13 protein-coding genes and 1 pseudogene are annotated in these 20,465 nt (G+C 72.9%); all 14 read left to right on the top strand.

All coding sequences use genetic code 11. The features are described from left to right. Positions 1-147: 147 nt before the first annotated feature. Positions 148-1,791, top strand: a pseudogene (locus AOK09_RS14445) (putative bifunctional diguanylate cyclase/phosphodiesterase); the annotation flags it as partial. A 273-nt stretch (positions 1,792-2,064) separates the two neighbouring features. Beyond that, on the top strand, positions 2,065-2,361 hold the full coding sequence (gatC, locus tag AOK09_RS14440) for an Asp-tRNA(Asn)/Glu-tRNA(Gln) amidotransferase subunit GatC (protein WP_055587588.1): 297 nt from the start codon (positions 2,065-2,067) through the stop codon (positions 2,359-2,361). 3 nt (positions 2,362-2,364) lie between these two features. After that, on the top strand, positions 2,365-3,858 hold the full coding sequence (gene gatA / locus AOK09_RS14435; protein WP_055587587.1) for an Asp-tRNA(Asn)/Glu-tRNA(Gln) amidotransferase subunit GatA: 1,494 nt from the start codon (positions 2,365-2,367) through the stop codon (positions 3,856-3,858). Next, a complete protein-coding gene (locus AOK09_RS14430; RefSeq protein ID WP_245687289.1) occupies positions 3,855-4,130 on the top strand; it encodes a hypothetical protein in 276 nt (91 codons plus the stop codon). The genes gatA and AOK09_RS14430 overlap by 4 nt, the downstream gene beginning before the upstream one ends. Before the next feature lie 81 nt (positions 4,131-4,211). Next, complete coding sequence (gatB, locus tag AOK09_RS14425; RefSeq protein ID WP_055587586.1) at positions 4,212-5,717, top strand: Asp-tRNA(Asn)/Glu-tRNA(Gln) amidotransferase subunit GatB; 1,506 nt, start codon at positions 4,212-4,214, stop codon at positions 5,715-5,717. A gap of 260 nt (positions 5,718-5,977) precedes the next feature. Further along, positions 5,978-6,169, top strand: coding sequence for a hypothetical protein (locus AOK09_RS14420; protein WP_157875897.1), 192 nt, complete (start codon positions 5,978-5,980; stop codon positions 6,167-6,169). Positions 6,170-6,303: 134 nt separating this feature from the next. Then, complete coding sequence (locus tag AOK09_RS14415; protein WP_245687288.1) at positions 6,304-9,348, top strand: helix-turn-helix transcriptional regulator; 3,045 nt, start codon at positions 6,304-6,306, stop codon at positions 9,346-9,348. Positions 9,349-9,460: 112 nt separating this feature from the next. Next, on the top strand, positions 9,461-10,387 hold the full coding sequence (locus AOK09_RS14410; RefSeq protein WP_055587583.1) for a 2-hydroxyacid dehydrogenase: 927 nt from the start codon (positions 9,461-9,463) through the stop codon (positions 10,385-10,387). Positions 10,388-10,597: 210 nt separating this feature from the next. Continuing rightward, the gene (locus AOK09_RS14405; RefSeq protein WP_079063054.1) at positions 10,598-13,543 is read left to right on the top strand and encodes a putative bifunctional diguanylate cyclase/phosphodiesterase; all 2,946 of its coding nucleotides are present in this window, start codon (positions 10,598-10,600) and stop codon (positions 13,541-13,543) included. A gap of 305 nt (positions 13,544-13,848) precedes the next feature. Continuing rightward, positions 13,849-15,699 carry an acetolactate synthase large subunit gene (locus tag AOK09_RS14400; RefSeq protein ID WP_055587582.1) on the top strand — a complete coding sequence of 617 codons (1,851 nt, stop codon included), beginning with the start codon at positions 13,849-13,851 and terminating at the stop codon, positions 15,697-15,699. Between the two features lie 32 nt (positions 15,700-15,731). After that, positions 15,732-16,256 carry an acetolactate synthase small subunit gene (ilvN, locus tag AOK09_RS14395; RefSeq protein WP_055587581.1) on the top strand — a complete coding sequence of 175 codons (525 nt, stop codon included), beginning with the start codon at positions 15,732-15,734 and terminating at the stop codon, positions 16,254-16,256. Positions 16,257-16,392: 136 nt separating this feature from the next. Continuing rightward, positions 16,393-17,391, top strand: a complete 999-nt coding sequence (gene ilvC / locus AOK09_RS14390; RefSeq protein WP_055587580.1) for a ketol-acid reductoisomerase — start codon at positions 16,393-16,395, stop codon at positions 17,389-17,391. Between the two features lie 302 nt (positions 17,392-17,693). Beyond that, complete coding sequence (gene serA, locus AOK09_RS14385; RefSeq protein ID WP_055587579.1) at positions 17,694-19,298, top strand: phosphoglycerate dehydrogenase; 1,605 nt, start codon at positions 17,694-17,696, stop codon at positions 19,296-19,298. 789 nt (positions 19,299-20,087) lie between these two features. After that, the coding region (locus AOK09_RS14380; RefSeq protein WP_157875896.1) for a hypothetical protein at positions 20,088-20,465 on the top strand (378 nt) is incomplete at its 3' end.

Genomic DNA, 20,465 nt, shown 5'->3' with positions numbered 1-20,465 from the left:
CGGCGCAGGGCGGCGGGCACAGGCATGCAGGGTGGCCCCGCGGGGGCGGCGACGGAGGATCTGCGCATGGAACGGCACTCCAGGGGCGCATTCCCCCACCCTCCACAGGGGTTGACGCCACCGCAGGGACTGACCGGAGCGGCGCTGCTGCTCGGCATCGTGCTGGCGGGCGCGGCCCCGCTGATTCCGCTGGCCGTGCTGGTGGGGCGGCACGAGGCCGAGCTGCTGCCGCTCTTCACGGTGCCGCTGGCGGTACTGATCGCCGCCTGGCGGATCGCCCGCGACCGGGCCCGCGACCAGCTCACCGACCCGCTCACCGGACTGCCCAACCGCCAGGCGCTGCTGCTGGCCGCCCGGGCCGCCATCGCCCAGAGCACCAGCGTGCCGGTCACCGAACCGCTCGGCCGGGTCGGACTGATCCTGCTGGACCTGGACCGCTTCCGGTCGCTCAACGACACCCTGGGCCACGCCGCCGGCGACCGGCTGCTGGTGCAGATCTCCCAGCGGCTGCACACCGCCCTGCGGGACGGCAGCCTGCTGCCCGGCGGCCCGTCGAGGAACTCCCAGGGCGGCGCCGACGACCCCTTCTCGGTGCTGCCGCCACCCGTCCAGGGCGGCCGGCGGGCCGTGGTCGCCCGGATGGGCGGCGACGAGTTCGCGGTGCTGCTGCCCGGCGTCGGCTGCCCGGTGACCCTGCAGCGGCTCGCCCGGGCGCTGATCGCCGAACTCGCCGCCCCCAGCCGGCTGGACGGACTGCTGCTCGCCGTGGAGGCCAGCGCCGGAGTCTGCATCTTCCCCGACCACGCCGCGGACGCCGAGACCCTGCTGCGCCGCGCGGACGTCGCCATGGGCCATGCCCAGCGCGGCCGCACCGGGGTGGAGGTGTACGACCAGGAGCGCGACGCCGACACCCCGATCCGGGTGGGCCTCCTCGGTGATCTGCGCCGCGCCCTGGAGGCCGGGGAGGTGGAGCTGCACTACCAGCCCAAGGTGGCCTTCGACGGCCGGGTCGTCGGCCTGGAGGCGCTGCTGCGCTGGGACCGGCCCGGACGCGGCAGGATCAGCCCCGAGGAGTTCGTGGGGCTCGCCGAGTCCAGCGGCCTGATGCCCCGGCTCACCGACTACGTCCTGGACGCGGCCGTGCACCAGCTCGCCGAGTGGCGCGCCCAGGGCCTGGATGTGCAGGTCGCGGTGAACGTCTCGCCCCGCGATGTGCTGACCCCCGGCTTCGCCGCCGGGGTCGCCGACCGGCTGGCCCGTTACGCCGTGCCGCCGCAGGCCCTGCAGCTGGAGATCACCGAGCGGCTGCTGCTGGACGACTCCCGCCGTGCCGCCGACACCCTGGACGAGCTGCGCCGCCACGGCGTCGGGATGTCCCTGGACGACTTCGGCACCGGGCACTCCTCCCTGGTGCGGCTGCGCAGCCTGCCGGTGGGGGAGCTGAAGATCGACCGCTCGTTCGTCTCCCGGATGGTCGCCGACGACCACGACGCGGCCGTGGTCCGCTGCTCCGTGCAGCTGGCGCACTCCCTGGGGCTCACGGTGGTCGCCGAGGGCGTGGAGGACGACGAGACCTGGGAGCAGCTGCACGGCATGGGGGTGGACGCGGTCCAGGGCTGGCTGGTCTCCGCGGCCCTGCCCGCGGACCAGGCGTCCGCCTGGCTGCGGGTGCGGCGTACCGCGGTGCCGCCGGTCGAGCGGATGGCGCGCCCGGCGCTGCCGCCGCGGCCCGCCACGGCGACCGGTCTGCCGCCCGAGCCGCAGCTGCCGACGGCGGCCCCGCCGAGCTGACCGGCCCGGCCCTCCCTTTCCGGCCCGCCTCCCTGCCTGCCTGGCCACGCGTCGTTCCGCCGGACCGCGTCCCGTGGCCGCACGGCGCCGCCCGCCCCGGGCGCGCGGCGCGGTGTCCGCGCGGTGCGGCCCGGCGGCGCCCGGGCACCTGGCTCCGCCGGGGGCCATAGGATAGGGCGCACAGACAAAGAGGACGGGCCGGCCGCGCCGGATCGCCGTCCGGGCCGGTCTCCCGCGACCGGCCTCACCAGAACTCACCTTGAGGATCGCTGCATGCCTGGCATCACGCGCGAGGAGGTCGCCCACCTCGCCCGGCTGTCGCGTCTTGAGCTGAAGGACGAAGAGCTCGACCACTTCGCCGAGCAGCTCGACGTGATCATCGGCGCGGTCGCCCGCGTATCCGAGGTCGCCGGACAGGACGTACCGCCGACCTCCCACCCGCTGCCGCTGACCAATGTCATGCGGGCGGACGAGGTGCGGCCGTCCCTGACCCCGGCCGAGGCCCTGTCCGGCGCCCCCGCGGCCGAGGACCAGCGCTTCCGCGTGCCCCAGATCCTGGGAGAGGACTGACCGATGGCCGACCTGATCAGGTTCACCGCCGCGGAGACCGCCGCCGCCGTCGCCTCCGGCGACGTCTCCGCCGTCGAGGTCGCCCAGGCGCACCTGGACCGCATCTCCGCCGTCGACGAGAAGGTGAACGCCTTCCTGCACGTCGACACCGAGGGCGCGCTGGCCGCCGCCCGCGCCGTGGACGACCGCCGGGCCCGCGGCGAGGAGCTCGGCCCGCTGGCCGGCGTGCCGCTGGCGCTCAAGGACGTCTTCACCACCAAGGGCGTCCCCACCACCTGCGGCTCCAGGATCCTGGAGGGCTGGGTGCCGCCGTACGACGCGACGGTGACCCGCCGCCTCAAGGACGCCGGCGTGGTGATCCTCGGCAAGACCAACATGGACGAGTTCGCCATGGGGTCCTCCACCGAGAACAGCGCCTACGGCCCCACCGGCAACCCGTGGGACCTGGCCCGGATCCCCGGCGGCTCCGGCGGCGGCTCCGCGGCCGCGCTGGCCGCCTTCGAGGCGCCGCTGGCGATCGGTACCGACACCGGTGGTTCCATCCGGCAGCCCGGCGCGGTCACCGGCACCGTCGGTGTGAAGCCGACCTACGGCTCGGTGTCCCGCTTCGGCCTGGTGGCGTTCTCCTCCTCGCTGGACCAGGGCGGCCCCTGCGCCCGTACCGTGCTGGACGCGGCACTGCTGCACGAGGCCATCGCCGGCCACGACCCGCTGGACTCCACCTCCGTCGACGCCCCGGTGCCGCCGCTGGTCGAGGCCGCCAGGCGGCGCGAGATCCGCGGTATGCGGATCGGCGTGGTCAAGGAGTTCGGCGGCGAGGGCTACCAGGACGGCGTGGTGCAGCGCTTCCAGGAGGCCGTGGAGCTGCTGCGCGAGCTGGGCGCCGAGGTGGTCGAGGTGTCCTGCCCGTCCTTCACCCTGGCGCTGCCCGCCTACTACCTGATCGCGCCCAGCGAGGCGTCGTCCAACCTGGCGCGCTTCGACGCCATGCGCTACGGCCTGCGGGTCGGCGACGACGGCGGCCGCTCGGCCGAGGAGGTCACCGCGCTGACCCGCGAGGCCGGCTTCGGCCCCGAGGTCAAGCGGCGGATCATGCTGGGCACCTACGCCCTGTCGTCCGGCTACTACGACGCCTACTACGGCTCGGCGCAGAAGGTCCGCACCCTGATCTCGCGCGACTTCGACGCGGCCTTCGCCGGGGTGGACGTGCTGGTCTCGCCGACCACGCCGACCACCGCCTTCCCCATCGGCGAGCGCGCCGACGACCCCATGGCGATGTACCTGGCGGACCTGTGCACCATCCCGTCGAACCTGGCGGGCAACGCGGCGATGTCGGTGCCCTGCGGCCTGGCCCCGGAGGACAATCTCCCGGTCGGCCTGCAGATCATCGCTCCCGCGATGGCGGACGACCGCCTCTACCGGGTAGGCGGTGCGGTCGAGGCCGCATTCACCGAGAAGTGGGGACACCCCCTGCTGGAGGAGGCACCGGCACTGTGAGCAGTTCCGTGAAGGACAGCAAGGCGGCGAAGCTCAGCACCACCCAGCAGCTGAAGGGGTGGAAGCACAGCAAGCCCGGTCTGTACGTGGGCATCGGCAGCAGCGCGTTCGGTGCCTTCGGCATCGTCCGCGACATGAAGAAGGCCCGGGGCGAGCACGACACCCTGAAGCTGGTCAACGCTGTGGTGGCCGCAGTGGCGCTGGTCACCAGCACGGCGCTGCTGATCCGCGAGCTGCGCCAGCTGGGCGACGACGACGTCCTGCTGGGCTGAGTCCGCGCCGGAGCCGGCCGGTGCCCCGCGCACCGGCCGGCTCCCCCAGAACCTTTCCGTGAATGTGAAGAAGGGGACGCTGTGAGCGTCGAGAACCTGGTGTCGTTCGAGGACGCGCTGGCGTCGTACGACCCGGTGATGGGCCTGGAGGTCCATGTCGAGCTGGGCACCGCCACCAAGATGTTCTGCGGGTGCTCCACCGCCTTCGGCGGCGAGCCCAACTCCCAGGTCTGCCCGACCTGTCTGGGCCTGCCGGGGTCGCTGCCGGTGGTCAACGCGGTGGGTGTGGAGTCCGCCATCAAGATCGGCCTCGCGCTGAACTGCGAGATCGCCGAGTGGTGCCGGTTCGCCCGGAAGAACTACTTCTACCCGGACATGCCGAAGAACTTCCAGACCTCGCAGTACGACGAGCCGATCGCCTTCAACGGCTACCTGGACGTCGAGGTCGACGGCGAGACCTTCCGGGTGGAGATCGAGCGCGCCCACATGGAGGAGGACACCGGCAAGTCCTCCCACATCGGCGGTGCCACCGGGCGCATCCACGGCGCCGAGTACTCCCTGGTCGACTACAACCGGGCCGGCATCCCGCTGATCGAGATCGTCACCAAGCCGATCACCGGCGCCGGAGCCAAGGCTCCCGAGGTCGCCAAGGCGTACGTCGCCGAACTCCGCGAGCTGATCAAGGCGCTGGGCGTCTCCGAGGCCCGGATGGAGATGGGCCAGATGCGCTGCGACGTCAACCTGTCGCTGCGGCCCCTGGGCCAGGAGAAGTTCGGCACCCGCTCCGAGACCAAGAACGTCAACTCGCTGCGCTCCGTGGAGCGTGCCGCCCGCTTCGAGATCCAGCGGCACGCCGCGGTGCTCTCCGAGGGCGGCACCATCGTCCAGGAGACCCGGCACTTCCACGAGGAGGACGGCTCCACCACCTCCGGCCGGATCAAGGAGGAGGCGGAGGACTACCGCTACTTCCCCGAGCCCGACCTGGTGCCGATCGCTCCGTCCCGGGAGTGGGTGGAGGAGCTGCGGGCAGGCCTGCCCGAGCTGCCCCGGCTGCGCCGCAGGAGGCTGCAGCAGGAGTGGGAGCTTTCCGACAAGGACATGCAGGCGGTGCTGAACGCGGGCGCCATCGACCCCATCCTGGAGACCGTCGCCGCCGGTGCCCCCGCCGACCAGGCCCGCAAGTGGTGGATGGGCGAGCTGGCCCGCCGCGCCAACGAGAGCGGCACCGACCTCAGCGCCCAGCCCATCACCCCGGCCCAGGTCGCCCGGGTCTGCGCGCTGGTCGCCGAGGGCTCCCTCAACGACAAGCTGGCCCGCCAGGTGATCGAGGGCGTGCTGAACGGCGAGGGCGAGCCCGACGAGGTCGTCGCCAAGCGGGGTCTGGCCGTCGTCTCCGACGACTCCGCGCTGGGCACCGCCGTCGACGAGGCCATCGCCGCCAACCCGGGTGTCGCCGACAAGATCCGTGACGGCAAGGTCGCCGCAGCCGGCGCCCTGGTCGGCGCGGTGATGAAGGCCACCCGCGGCCAGGCGGACGCGGCCCGGGTCAAGGAGCTGATCCTGGAGCGCCTCGGCGTGCAGGGCTGAGCATCCCTAGGTACTCCGGCCGGCCCGCCCCGGGCAGACCGGCCCGCAACGGCGCCGTCGCCCCCCTTGAGGGGGTGGCGGCGCCGTCGTACGTCCCCCGTCTGAGTCGCCGGCGCGCATCCCTAAGGCCCCCCGGCCCCGGAAGATCGGGAAGCCTGCCGATGTGGCGCACCCCCCTGGGCGAGGAGTCTCTTCACCAGGAAGACCGCCCGGCCCACCCGGCCGGGGGTCAGGCGGAACCCACAAGGGGGCAGACAGCGATGATGGACTACGAGTTCGCGCAGTACCGGGCCAGGGACCTGGAGCGTCAGGCCGCCCACGAGCGCCTGGTGCGCGAGGCGGTGGCCGCCCGGCGCGAACAGCCGGGCCACCGCCCGGGCCTGCTGCGCCGCCTCGGCGCGGTGGTGCGGCCGTCCGGCAGCGCTTCGTCGGCAAGGCTGCGCGAGTGCTGAGCCCGCAGCCGTCCACGGGGGTGGCGGCTGAGGTCGCGGAGGGGAGGGACGCCGACGGCGCCCTCCCCTCCGCCCATGGCGGCCCCGGCGAAATCCCGGGGCCCCTGTCGGAGCCTTATGGCATCCTCAGCAGGGTGGAGCAGATATCCGTCAGCCCTGTGTTCGTCGGCCGAGGCAGAGAGTTGACCGCTCTCACCGAGGCCCTGGGCCGTGCCGGCGCCGGGCAGCCGCAGGCGCTGCTCATCGGCGGGGAGGCGGGGGTCGGCAAGACCCGGCTGCTGGAGGAGTTCCTGGCGGACGCCCGCGCCGCCGGAGCGGTCACCGCCCTGGGCGGCTGTCTTGAGGTCGGCGCCGAGGGGTTGCCGTACGCACCACTGGTCACCGCGCTGCGCCGACTGCACCGGGCGCTCGGCAATGAGCTGGAGCAGGCCGCGGACGGCCATGAGAGCAGGCTCGCCCGGCTGCTGCCGGACTTCGGCGAGGCCGCCCCCGAGTCCAACGACGAGTACGGCCGGGCCCGGCTCTTCGAGCACACCGCCCGGCTCTTCGAACGGCTCGCCACCGACCGCACCCTGGTGCTGGCCGTGGAGGACCTGCACTGGTCCGACCGCTCCACCCGCGAACTGCTGGCCTATCTGATCCGCACCCTGCACCGCGCACGGGTGGTGGTGGTCGCCACCTACCGCACCGACGATCTGCACCGCCGTCACCCGCTGCGGCCGTTCCTCGCCGAGCTGGAGCGGCTGCGCACCGTGCAGCGGCTGGAACTGCCACCCTTCGCCCGCAGCGAGGTCGAGCAGCAGCTGGCGGGCATCCTGGCGACCGAGGTCCCGGACCGCGAGCTGGTCTCCCGCATCTACCGCCGCTCCGAGGGCAACCCCTTCTTCGTCGAGGAGCTGGCCTGCGCCGCCACCGAGGGCTGCGAGGTGGGCCTCACCGACTCCCTGCGGGACATCCTGCTGGTCCGGGTGGAGGCGCTGCCCGAGCGGGCGCAGACCGTGGTCCGGCTGGCCGCCGAGGGCGGTTCCAGCGTGGAGTACGGCCTGCTCGCGGCGGTGCTGGCGATGCCCGAGGACGACCTCATCGAGGCGCTGCGCGCCGCCGTCGGAGCCAACATCCTGGTCCCCGACCCGGAGGGCGAGGGCTATCGCTTCCGGCACGCCCTGGTGCGCGAGGCCGTGGTGGACGACCTGCTCCCCGGCGAGCGCAGCCGGATCAACCGCCGCTTCGCCACCGCCCTGGAGGCTGACCAGTCACTGGTCCGCTGCGACGCCCGGGCGGCCCGCCTGGCCAGCTACTGGTACCACGCCCATGACGCCGCCCGGGCGCTGCCCGCGGCGCTGCACGCCGGCCGGGAGGCCCGCCGTCGCAACGCCTTCGCCGAGCAGCTGCGGATGCTGGAGCGGGCCCTGGAGATCTGGGACGACGTACCGGAGCAGGTGCTGCTGGGCCTGCGGCCCTACGACTACGCCGACGAGTCCTATCCGCCCTGCAGCTGCGACTTCGGCGGCTCCCACCAGGACTGCGAGCGGCTGCAGTTCGCCGACGTGCTGGCCGAGGCCACCGTCGCGGCCCGCCGCGCGGGGGACCGCGACCGGGGCCTGCGCTTCGTCAAGACGGCACTGCGGCAGATCGACGAGGTCACCGATCCGCACCGGGCCGCCTGGTTCTGGCTGCAGCGCAGCCGGGCCGTGCGCTATTACAACGGTACCTTCGGGGTGCCGGAGCTGGAGCGTGCCCGACTGCTGGTGGAGGGGCGCCGCCCGTCCGCCATCCAGGCCGACGTACTCAGCCGGATCGCCGCCAACGGCATGCTCACCGGCCCCTCGGTGGAGGACATCGAGGTCGCCGAGCGTGCCGCCGCCATCGCCCGGCAGGTCGGCGCCCGCACCGTGGAGCTGCACGCCCTGCTCACCCTGGGCACCCTGCGTTGCGACTTCGGCGAGATCGAGGGCGGCGTGGCGGGCCTGCGCGAGGTGTGCGCCGCCGCGGCCGAGCTGGGCGACCCCGACCTGCACTGCCGGGCCTTCATCAACCTCGCCTCGCTGCTGGAGCAGGTCGGCCGCTCGGCCGAGGCGCTGGAGATCGCCAGGGAGGGACTGGAGGTCTCCCTGCAGTCCGGCATGATGCGGTACAACGGCTCCCTGCTGGCCGGCAACATCGCCGAGTCGCTGATCGCGCTCGGCCGGCACCAGGAGGCCGCCGGGCTGCTCGCCGAGTGGGAGGAGCGCCCGTCCGCCGTCATCCACGACGACTTCCTGGACCGGCTGCGGGGCGAACTCGCCCTGCTGGCCGACGACCCCGCCGCGGCCGCCCGCTTCCTGGTCGCCGCCCGCGCCGGAAGTGACATCGCCCAGCCGCAGAAGCTGCTGCCCGCCGCCGGTCTGGCGGTGCGCATCGCCCTGCGCACCGGCGGCTTCGCCGAGGCCCGCCGGGAGCTGCTCCAGGTGCTCGCGGAGGGACTCCCGGCCGGCTTCGACCACTTCTGCTGGCCCCTGCTGTTCCACGGGGTGACCGCCGAGGCCGACTCCCGGGGGCTGCCGTCCGCGGACGCCGCACGGGCGGAGACCCTCGCCCGGGTCCGGTCCGCGGCGGCGGCGCTCTCCCGCGCCGTACCGCTGTACGAGGGCTGGGCGCTGATGCTGGACGCCGAACTCGCCCGCGCCGAGGGACGGCACACCCCCGAGGCCTGGCTGGCCGCCGTGGAGGCGCTCCGTCCCACCGGCCGTCCCTATCCGCTGGCCCTGGCCCTGCTGAGGGCCGCCGAGGGGCAGGCGGCGGCCGGGGCGAGGGAGGAGGCCGGCGCACTGCTGCGCGAGGCCGAGCGGACCGCCCGCAGCCACGGCGACGTCCATCTGCAGCGTGAGGTCGCGGTGCTGGCGGAGCGGGCCCGGCTCACCCTGGCCGACCGGCCCGCGATGGCGGAGGTGACGGTGCTCCCCGAGGCCCAGGATCCGGCCGCGGCGCTGGGGCTCACCGCCCGCGAGCGGGACGTCCTGCGGCTGCTGGCCCTGGGGCGGACGAACCGTCAGATCGCGGGCGAGCTCTACATCTCACCCAAGACGGCCAGCGTGCATGTCTCCAACATCCTCGCCAAGCTGGCCGTCACCGGCCGGGGTGAGGCGGCGGCGATGGCGCACCGGATGCGGCTCTTCCCCGATGTGGTCGCGACGGGGTGAGCGGCTTCGGCCGCTCCCGCTCACCGGCCGGGCCCGGGGTCCTCGCCGCTGCTGCTCCGCGAAGCGGCCGCCTGGTGTGTGCACGGCCGGCCGGGCGGCATAGATTCGGACCATGTCTGGAACCCCTGCCGCCCTGCTTCCGTACGCTCCCGCCGAACTGGACGGACTGCCGCCCGGACTGCCCGTCCATCTCTGGGACGGCACCGGCGCGCCGCCCCCGCAGGAGGTGCTGGACACCGTCGGCTTCTTCGCGCTCCCCTACCTGCGCACCGCCGCCGCGGTCCCGCTGCTGCCGCGGATGCCCGGGCTGCGGGTGGTGCAGACCCTCACCGCGGGCGTGGACGACGTCCGCCCGCATCTCCCCGCGGGAGTGCAGCTCTGCAATGCGCGGGGCGTGCACGACGCCTCCACCGCCGAGTTGGCACTGACGCTGATCCTCGCCTCACTGCGCGACATCCCCGGTTTCGTCCGCGGCCAGGACGCCGAGCAGTGGCGGTCCGGCTTCTACCCGGCGCTGGCCGACCGCCGCGTGCTGCTGGTCGGCTACGGCTCCATCGGCGCGGCCATCGAGGACCGGCTGGCCCCGTTCGAGTGCCGGGTGGAGCGGGTGGCCCGCAGCGCCCGCCAGGCCTCGCGCGGCCCGGTGCATCCGCTGTCGCAGCTGCCGCAACTGCTGCCGGAGGCCGATGTGGTGGTGCTGGTGGTCCCGCTGACCGAGGAGACCCACGGCCTGGCGGGCAAGGAGTTCCTCTCCCGGATGAAGGACGGCGCCCTGCTGGTCAACGTGGCCAGGGGGCCGGTGGTGGACACCACGGCACTGCTGGAGGAGGTCGGGTCGGGACGGCTGACCGCGGCACTGGATGTCACCGACCCCGAGCCGCTGCCGCCGGGCCACCCGCTGTGGCACGCCCCCGGAGTGCTGATCAGCCCGCATGTGGGGGGCAGCAGTTCGGCCTTCCTGCCGAGGGCGCTGCGGCTGCTGGCCGCCCAGCTGCGCCGGTACGCCGCCGGTGAGCCGCTGGAGCACCGGATGGTCTGACCCGGCGGCCCGCGCCGGGCGGCGACAACCGCGCACTCTCCCCCGAATCGGTGTTCTGTCCGGAACCCGTTCACGCCCCGGCAGGCTTGCCGTTACTGTGAGTTGTGTGAGTGTGTCACTGAGTGACCGATCTGGTGTATCGTCCCGTCCCGGAATACGGGCGGGGTGCGGTGACAGCCGGCCTCCCGGGCCCGGAGGGGGAGATGCCGGTTGAGTGCCACCGATACCGTGCTGCCCGGAGCGCCGAGCAGCGGCCCCCCGGCGGCCCCCGGCGCGGAGGAGAGCGGAGCGGCCCGGCGGCGACTGGTCCCCGTGCTGCTGGCGGTGGTCTGCGGCGGCTATGCGCTGGGCGCCGTCACCGGATGGGGCTCGCCGGCCCTGGCGTCCGTCATGGGCGACTTCGGCCTGGCCGCGGCCGCGCTGGCGGCGGCGCTGTCCTGCGCGGTGCGCGGACTGCGGATGCACGGCCGGGGACGGCCGGCCTGGCTGCTCTTCGGGGCGTCCTCCCTGATGACCGCGCTCGGCAACGGCACCTGGGGCTGGTACGAGGTGGTGCTGCACCGGCCGCTGCCCTCCCCGTCCCCCGCCGACTGCGCCTTTCTGTTCTTCGCCCCGCCCGCGATCGTGGGTCTGCTGGTGCTGGCGCAGCGTCCCCGCACCGTGGCCGGCTGGCTCTGCCTGCTGCTGGACGGCTGGCTGATCGCCGGTTCGCTGTTCATCCTCAGCTGGAGCCTGGCGCTGGCCCGGATCGCCCACGGGGACGACGGGGACCCGCTGCAGCTGTCCCTCTCCCTCGCCTATCCGCTGCTGGACATCGTGCTGGTCAGCGTGGTGCTGGGGCTCCGCTTCCGCCGCGGGGTCGACCGCTCCGCGCTGAACACGGCGCTGGCGGGACTGGCCGTCACCGTGGTCAGCGACGCCCTGTGGACGTTTCCGACGGTCCATGGCAGCTATCACTCGGGGGAGATCCTGGACGCCGGCTGGTTCGCCGGCAGCCTGCTGTTCGCCCGGGCCCCCTGGGCCTCCGGGCGCCGCCTTCCGCAGCCGGCCGACCAGGAGCCGCCACCCGGCCCGTCGCCGGGCCGCGGACGCCCGGCGGCCTCCTGGTTCAGCGCCCTGACGCCCTATCTCGCCGCGGCGGTCTGCACCGCCGCACTGCTCTACAACGCGCTGGGCGTCCGTTCCATGGACCGCGTGGTGCTGGTCACCGGCTGCACCGTGGGTCTGGCGCTGATCGTCCGCCAGGGCATCATGCTGCTGGAAAACATCTCGCTGGCACAGGAACTCGCCGCCCAGGAGGCGCACTTCCGCTCCCTGGTGCAGGGCTCCAGCGATGTCATCATGATCATCCGCGCCGACGGAGTGCTCGCGTACGTCAGCCCGGCGGCGATCGGCGTCTACGGGCGCGATCCGGCGGGGCTGGTGGGCCGGCGGCTGCTGGACCTGGTCCACCCCGACGACTTCGGCCATGTGCTCTGGGCGGTCCGCCGCTTCCTCGCCGGCGTCCCGGAGAAGGAACCCACCACCCGGGTGGAGTGCCGGATCCGCTCCGGGGCGGGTGAGTGGCTCCATGTGGAGTCCACCGTCAACCGGCACCGCGACGGGCTGATCCTCAACAGCCGGGACGTCACCGAGCGGGTGCGGCTGCAGGCCCAGCTCCAGCACAACGCCTTCCACGACGCGCTCACCGACCTGCCCAACCGGGCGCTGTTCACCGACCGGATCCGCGGCGCCCTCTCCGGCGTTCGGGGCGAGGGCCGTACGGTCGCCGTGCTCTTCCTCGACCTCGACGGCTTCAAGGCGGTCAACGACACCGCAGGCCACCAGGCGGGCGACGAACTGCTGGTGCGGGTGGCCCGCCGGCTGCAGGAGGCCGTCCGGGCCGGTGACGTGGTCGCCAGGCTGGGTGGCGACGAGTTCGCCGCCCTGATCGCCGGGCGGCTGGACGAGGCCCGGGTGCGCGACATCGCCGAGCGGCTGCGCCGTGTGCTGTCCAGGCCCTACCGGCTCGCCGACCGCGAACTCACGGTGGCGGCCAGCATCGGGATCGCCTTCGCCGAGCCGGGTTCCGACCCGGCCTCGCTGATGCGCAACGCGGATCTGGCGATGTACCGCGCCAAGTCGCTGGGCAAGGACCGGGTGGCGGTCTACTCCCCTAAGCTGCGCGCCGACCGCAGGCGCCGCACCGAACTTGACCAGCGACTGCGCGGCGCCGTCCGCGACGGCCGGCTCACCCTGCTCCACCAGCCGGTCGTCGACCTGTCCAGCGGAGAGGTCGCCGCCGTGGAGGCGCAGCCCCGCTGGCTCTCCGCGCAGGGCCTGCTGCTGACTCCGGCGGAGTTCCTGCCGGCGGGGGAGACGGGGGACCGGTTTCTGCGCCTCACCCGGTGGCTGGTCCAGCAGGGCGTCGCCGCAGCCGCCGCTCGCCGGCGGCACGAGACGGAGCGGGGCGGCCCCGGGGTGCCGGTGACGCTGCGGCTGTCCGCGCACGCAGTGGCGGCGCCCGGCATGGTGGAGGCCGTCGAACGGGCGCTGGAGGAGAGCGGTCTGCCGGCGGCGGGGCTGATCCTCGCGGTGGGGGCCGACCCCTCGGGCGCGGCCGGGGGTGAGGCCTGCGGGAACCTGGAGGAACTCGCCCGCCGGATGGCCGCTCTGCGCCGGCTCGGTGTCCGGCTGGCGCTGCACGGCCTCGGTACCGGCACCGGTTCGCTGACCTGGCTCAGGCGGCTGCCCGCCGACATCCTGGCGCTCGACCGGGCCCTGGTGCAGGGGGTTGCGGAGTCCCCGGTGACCCGGGCGGTGGTGGGCCACATGCTGCGGCTGGGTCGGGACCTGGGTCTGCTGACGGCGGCCGAGGGGGTGGACTCGCCGGGGCAGGCGGAGGTGCTGCGCGAGCTGGGCTGCCGGCACGGTCAGGGGCTGCTCTTCGCCGGACCGCTGGACGACCAGCGGCTGCGCCGGGTGCTGCTGCGGCGCAGTCTGCCGGTGCCGGAGCCGGCCGGATCCAGGCCGCCTCGAGTCCCTGCGGCCACTCTTTCGGATGGCCGCGGGGACCTGCGCAGGGCGCGTGTCCCACATCACCATCAGGCCTCCGACCTGCCAGAACGCCTATCCACGGGAGGTCCGCATGGTGAGACCGCCATCCCACCCGCTTGACACCGCCCTTGGCCGAGGAGGAAGGTCAAGGCCATGCGCACCCGAATCCTCGTACTTGGCGAGCGCGTCGGCTGACCCGGACCGCAGTCCGGATCCAGAAGCCGACGCGCTACCCCTCGCATGCCCTGGGCACGAGGGGTTTTTTGTTGCACGAAATGTGCCGCAAACCCGCTGGAACCCGCCCCACCGCCGCAGCCGCCGCGCACCATGGAAGAAGCAGTCGCGCGACGCCCAGCGACCGCAGCGGCAGGGCGTTCCCCCTCGGGGGCCCTCCCGCAGCGACAACCCGGAGAAGAGACAGGCAGATGACTGAGCAGGCCGCCCCGCATCGCGGGGACAACCCGGCAGCCCACTCCGCTACCGGCGCCCATGCCGCAGAGACGATGACCGGCGCCCAGTCGCTCATCCGCTCGCTCGAGGCCGTAGGCGCCGACACCGTCTTCGGCATCCCGGGCGGCGCCATCCTTCCCGCGTACGACCCGCTGATGGACTCCACCAAGGTCCGCCATGTGCTGGTCCGCCACGAGCAGGGCGCGGGGCACGCCGCGGAGGGCTACGCCCAGGCCACCGGCAGGGTCGGGGTCTGCATGGCGACCTCCGGCCCGGGTGCCACCAACCTGGTCACCCCCATCGCCGACGCCTACATGGACTCCGTCCCCATGGTCGCCATCACCGGGCAGGTCGCCAGTGCCTCGATCGGCACCGACGCCTTCCAGGAGGCGGACATCTGCGGCATCACCATGCCGATCACCAAGCACAACTACCTGGTCACCGACCCCGAGGAGATCCCCCGGGTGATCGCCGAGGCGTTCCACATCGCCTCGACCGGCCGGCCCGGCCCGGTCCTGGTGGACATCGCCAAGGACGCCCTGCAGGCCAAGACGGTCTTCCGCTGGCCGCCGGAGACCGCGCTGCCCGGCTACCGGCCCGTCACCAAGCCGCACGCCAAGCAGATCCGTGAGGCCGCCCGGCTGATGGTGAACGCCAAGCGTCCCGTGCTCTACGTCGGCGGCGGCGTGCTCAAGGCCCGTGCCACCGCCGAGCTGCGCATCCTGGCGGAGCTGACCGGGGCGCCCGTCACCACCACCCTGATGGCGCTGGGCTCGTTCCCCGACAGCCACCCGCAGCACCTGGGCATGCCCGGGATGCACGGCACGGTGCCCGCCGTCACCGCGCTGCAGAAGGCGGATGTGATCTTCGCCCTGGGCGCCCGCTTCGACGACCGGGTCACCGGCAAGCTGGACAGCTTCGCCCCCAACGCCAAGATCGTGCACGCCGACATCGACCCGGCCGAGATCGGAAAGAACCGCGCCGCCGACGTGCCGATCGTGGGCGACGCCCGCGAGGTGCTGGCCGACCTGATCGTCGCGGTCCAGGCCGAGCACGAGGCCGGCCACAAGGGCGACTACAGCGCCTGGTGGGAGCGGCTGAACGCCTGGAAGACCACCTACCCGCTGGGCTACGCCCCCGCCCCCGAGGGCGAGCTCTCCCCGCAGCAGGTGATCGAGCGCATCGGCCGGCTGGTCGGCCCGGACGCCATCTACGCGGCGGGTGTCGGCCAGCACCAGATGTGGGCCTCCCAGTTCATCGGCTTCGAGAAGCCCGCGACCTGGCTGAACTCCGGCGGCGCCGGGACCATGGGCTATGCGGTCCCCGCCGCGATGGGCGCCAAGGCCGGCTGCCCCGACACCCCGGTGTGGGCGATCGACGGCGACGGCTGCTTCCAGATGACCAACCAGGAGCTGGTCACCTGTGCGCTCAACAACATCCCGATCAAGGTCGCGGTGATCAACAACGGTTCGCTGGGCATGGTCCGCCAGTGGCAGACCCTCTTCTACAACCAGCGCTACTCCAACACGGTGCTGCACAGCGGCCCCGGCCACGACGGCATCGCCCCGCCGCCCGCGGGCACCCGGGTGCCCGACTTCGTCAAACTGGCCGAGGCGATGGGCTGTGTCGGACTGCGCTGCGAGAGCCCGGACCAGCTGGACGCCGTGATCAAGGAGGCGATGTCGATCAACGACGCACCGGTCGTCATCGACTTCATCGTCCACCAGGACGCCATGGTGTGGCCGATGGTCGCCGCCGGCACCAGCAACGACGAGATCATGGCCGCCCGCGACGTCCGCCCCGACTTCGGCGACGAGCTGGACTGACACCCCCACCAGGAACCGAGGAAGCCAGTCACATGTCCAAGCACACGCTCTCCGTCCTGGTCGAGAACAAGCCCGGCGTGCTCGCCCGCATCGCCGCGCTCTTCTCCCGCCGGGGCTTCAACATCGACTCGCTCGCCGTCGGGCCGACCGAGCACCCCGACGTCTCCCGGATGACCATCGTGGTCCAGGTGGAGGACCTCCCCCTGGAGCAGGTCACCAAGCAGCTCAACAAGCTGGTCAACGTGATAAAGATCGTCGAGCTGGACCCCGTCGCGGCGGTCCGGCGCGAGCTGGTCCTGGTGAAGGTGCGCGCCGACGCCGAGACCCGGTCCCAGATCGTCGAGATCGTCCAGCTCTTCCGCGCCAAGACGGTGGACGTCTCGCCGGACGCCGTCACGGTGGAGGCCACCGGCAGCTCCGACAAGCTGGAGGCGATGCTGCGGATGCTGGAGCCGTACGGCATCAAGGAGCTGGTGCAGTCCGGCATGGTCGCCATCGGCCGGGGCGCACGCTCCATCACCGACCGTTCGCTGCGCGCCCTCGACCGCTCCGCCTGAGCCCAGAGCGGGGACGCCAGCCCCCGGGACGCCCCGGCGTCTCAACCTCCGACTACCTACCGCACCCGACAACCAGGTACGCGTACGGTGAGTACGCAACCGGTGTCACCACCATCACGCAAGGAGATGTGCCCCCGTGGCCGAGCTGTTCTACGACGACGACGCCGACCTGTCCATCATCCAGGGCCGCAAGGTCGCGGTCCTCGGCTACGGCAGCCAGGGCCACGCCCACGCCCTGTCGCTCCGCGACTCCGGCGTGGACGTGCGGGTGGGCCTGCACGAGGGCTCCAAGTCCAAGGCCAAGGCCGAGGAGCAGGGCCTCCGTGTGGTGACTCCGGCGCAGGCCGCCGAAGAGGCCGACGTGATCATGATCCTGGTGCCGGACCCGATCCAGGCCGACGTCTACAAGGAGTCCGTCGAGCCGCACCTCAAGGACGGCGACGCGCTGTTCTTCGGCCACGGCCTCAACATCCGCTTCGGCTTCATCAAGCCCCCGGCGGGCGTCGACGTCTGCATGGTCGCCCCCAAGGGCCCGGGCCACCTCGTCCGCCGCCAGTACGAGGAGGGCCGCGGCGTCCCCTGCATCGTGGCCGTGGAGCAGGACGCCACCGGCAAGGCCTTCGAGCTGGCGCTCTCCTACGCCAAGGGCATCGGCGGCACCCGCGCCGGCGTCATCAAGACCACCTTCAAGGAGGAGACCGAGACCGACCTGTTCGGTGAGCAGGCCGTCCTCTGCGGTGGTGCCTCCGCGCTGGTCAAGGCGGGCTTCGAGACCCTGGTCGAGGCCGGCTACCAGCCGGAGATCGCCTACTTCGAGTGCCTCCACGAGCTGAAGCTCATCGTCGACCTCATGTACGAGGGCGGCCTGGAGAAGATGCGCTGGTCGATCTCCGAGACCGCCGAGTGGGGCGACTACGTCACCGGCCCGCGGATCGTCACCGACGCCACCAAGGCCGAGATGAAGCAGGTCCTCGCCGAGATCCAGGACGGCTCCTTCGCCAACACCTGGATGGCCGAGTACAAGGCGGGCCTGCCGAAGTACAACGAGTACAAGAAGGCCGACAGCGAGCACCTGCTGGAGACCACCGGCAAGAAGCTGCGCAAGCTGATGAGCTGGGTCGACGAGGAGGCCTGAGCCTCCCCGCCCGCGGTGGCCGTCCCGACCGGGGCGGCCACCGCCGCACCCGGTCCCGTTCAAGCCCGAGTTTTTGTCCGGCCTGTAGATCCCAAGCGGGTGATTCCGCCGTGCGGGAAGGGGTCGGCAGCCCGTACGTCGATACACTTCCGAGTGCGCGTCAGGCTCACAGCGTCGTGCGTCTTCAACGCGGCATGCCACCGTTCCCCATGCCGCTGTTCCCGGACAGGGAGACAGCCCCGCGAGGTACGCCACCCACGGCCCTGCGGTCGGGGAGAACCGGACAGTAAGGACAAACTGTCGTGAGCGCTGCAACACACCAGAAGCCTGTCGTCCTCATCGCCGAGGAGCTCTCCCCCGCCACGGTGGACGCACTGGGCCCGGACTTCGAGATCCGCCACTGCAACGGCGCGGACCGGGCGGAGCTGCTGCCCGCCATCGCCGACGTCGACGCCATCCTGATCCGCAGCGCCACCAAGGTGGACGCCGAGGCCATCGCCGCGGCCGGGAAGCTCAAAGTGGTCGCCCGGGCCGGCGTCGGCCTGGACAACGTGGACGTCTCCGCCGCCACCAAGGCCGGCGTGATGGTCGTCAACGCCCCGACCTCCAACATCGTCACCGCCGCCGAGCTGGCCTGCGGCCTGCTGATCTCCGTCGCCCGCAACATCGCGCCCGCCAACAGCGCGCTGAAGAACGGCGAGTGGAAGCGGTCCAAGTACACCGGTGTCGAGCTGGCCGAGAAGACCCTCGGCGTGGTCGGCCTCGGCCGTATCGGTGTGCTGGTGGCCCAGCGGATGTCGGCCTTCGGCATGAAGGTGGTCGCCTACGACCCCTACATCCAGGCCGCCCGCGCCGCCCAGATGGGCGTCAAGCTGCTCTCCCTGGACGAGCTGCTGGAGGTCGCCGACTTCATCACGGTGCACCTGCCCAAGACCCCGGAGACCATCGGCCTGATCGGCGACGAGGCGCTGCACAAGGTCAAGCCGACCGTGCGCATCGTCAACGCCGCCCGCGGCGGCATCGTCGACGAGGAGGCGCTGGTCAGCGCGCTCAAGGAGGGCCGGGTCGCCGGAGCCGGCCTGGATGTGTTCTCCAAGGAGCCGTGCACCGACTCCCCGCTCTTCGAGTTCGACAACGTCGTCGCCACCCCCCACCTGGGCGCCTCCACCGACGAGGCCCAGGAGAAGGCCGGCATCGCCGTCGCCCGCTCGGTCCGCCTGGCCCTGGCCGGCGAGCTGGTGCCGGACGCGGTCAACGTCCAGGGCGGCGTGATCGCCGAGGACGTACGCCCCGGCCTGCCCCTGGCCGAGAAGCTCGGCCGGATCTTCACCGCGCTGGCCGGTGAGGTCGCGGTGCGGCTGGACGTCGAGGTGCGCGGCGAGATCACCCAGCACGACGTCAAGGTGCTGGAGCTGTCCGCCCTCAAGGGTGTCTTCGAGGACGTCGTCGCGGAGACGGTCTCCTATGTCAACGCCCCGCTCTTCGCCCAGGAGCGCGGTGTGGAGGTGCGGCTGACCACCAGCAGCGAGTCGCCGGAGCACCGCAATGTGATCACGGTGCGCGGCACCCTGGCGGACGGCGGCGAGGTGTCGGTCTCCGGCACCCTCTCCGGCCCCAAGCGCATCCAGAAGATCGTCGGGGTGGACTCCTTCGACGTGGACGTGGTCCTCACCGACCACATGGCGTTCTTCGAGTACGAGGACCGGCCGGGCGTGGTCGGCACCCTCGGCCGCATCCTCGGTGACGCCTCCATCAACATCGCCGGGATGCAGGTGGCCCGCGACGACGAGTCCGGCCAGGCGCTGGTCTCGCTCACCGTGGACAGCGAGATCCCGCAGCCGGTGCTGGGCGAGATCGCCGCCGAGATCGGCGCCCGCTTCGCGCGCTCCGTGGACCTGGGCGACTGACCTCCGCCCTCTCCCGTGCCGGAGCCCCGCCGCTGACCAGCGGCGGGGCTCCGGTGCGTCTGCGGGTCCGCGGGCCCGGCAGGCGCCGTCCCGCCGCGGGCGCACGGGGGCCGACGGAGCGTACTGCAGCCGCCTTGACGCTCCCTCGGCTGCGCCCGGAGACCTGCTCCGTCTCAGATAGTAGGAAGTCCGAGTAATCTCGCGACAGCGCCGGTGGCCCGGGCGTAGCGTGGAACCGCCATACGGTCCGCGGTATCTGTGGCCGGTCAACCCTGCCGGATGCCGCCCGTGTGTGATGTACGCACTTTCGCAGGCCACCCCTGCCGGCGTACCGCCGCCTCCAGCGATACCGAGGCCAGACACCCAACCCTCATGCAGTACCGCATGTCATGGAACGGAGTCCCGGTATGCCCACCACCGACACCACCGCCAAGCACGAGGACACCGCGCGCCGCAACGCCGCCGCCGCGCTCCAGCGCGCCCTGGACCGCCGGGACAACGGCGGCGCCACCGGCCACTGAGCCGCCGTCCTCGACCGCCGTCCTCGACCGCCCTCCTCGACCGGGGTCCGCCGCGCGGGTGAGCCGGAATCGCCCGTCCGAGTGCACCCCGGCCGATGCCGGGCTCGCCCTTCCTCGCAGGCAGACGTGATGATCGTAATTTGATCCCTCCGGAAGGGTGATCACCGCTCGCGGGGTGCGAGTGGCCGCGGCCCGCCCCGGGAGTCCCTTACGGGTACCCCCTCGGCAGGCCGCGGGTCAGCCAACCCCTCCCGGGGGAGGCCGATCCGTGCGCACGCCCCGCCGTCATCCCCTCACCGAGGCCCGCCGCCCCGCCGGGCCGGCAGCCGTCCGCCGGGCGGTGGCCGCAAGTGCCGTGCTGGCCCTGCTCGGTCTGCCGGGACTGCTGGACCGCCCCCTGCCGTTCCCCGCCCAGGCGGTGTTCCGGACCGGGTCGGCCGCCGCGACGGCCAATGTCCCGGTCACCGCACTGCTGGAACTGGACACCCCCAGCAGCTGGCAGGCCTGGCGCAGCGCGGAGGAGGACGCGCGCCGTGCCCGGCGGTCCCCCGCGGCCACCCGGCGTGCCGCCGCGGGCGCGGGCGAACGCCAGCGCAGGACGGTCACCGCCGCCGCCGACCGCACCGAGCAGGCGCTGCGCAGCGCC

Source organism: Peterkaempfera griseoplana (assembly GCF_001418575.1).
In the GTDB taxonomy this organism is placed as follows: Bacteria; Actinomycetota; Actinomycetes; order Streptomycetales; family Streptomycetaceae; genus Peterkaempfera; species Peterkaempfera griseoplana.
The sequence above is the reverse complement of the archived record's forward strand: the minus strand, read 5'-3'. Positions and strand labels throughout refer to the sequence as shown.

Bases quoted from the DNA above. Each gene is read 5' to 3' on its own strand.
- AOK09_RS14420 (WP_157875897.1), top strand. From the start codon at position 5,978: ATGATGGACTACGAGTTCGCGCAGTACCGGGCCAGGGACCTGGAGCGT.
- gatA (WP_055587587.1), top strand. From the start codon at position 2,365: ATGGCCGACCTGATCAGGTTCACCGCCGCGGAGACCGCCGCCGCCGTC.
- ilvN (WP_055587581.1), top strand. From the start codon at position 15,732: ATGTCCAAGCACACGCTCTCCGTCCTGGTCGAGAACAAGCCCGGCGTG.
- AOK09_RS14400 (WP_055587582.1), top strand. From the start codon at position 13,849: ATGACTGAGCAGGCCGCCCCGCATCGCGGGGACAACCCGGCAGCCCAC.
- AOK09_RS14410 (WP_055587583.1), top strand. From the start codon at position 9,461: ATGTCTGGAACCCCTGCCGCCCTGCTTCCGTACGCTCCCGCCGAACTG.
- gatC (WP_055587588.1), top strand. From the start codon at position 2,065: ATGCCTGGCATCACGCGCGAGGAGGTCGCCCACCTCGCCCGGCTGTCG.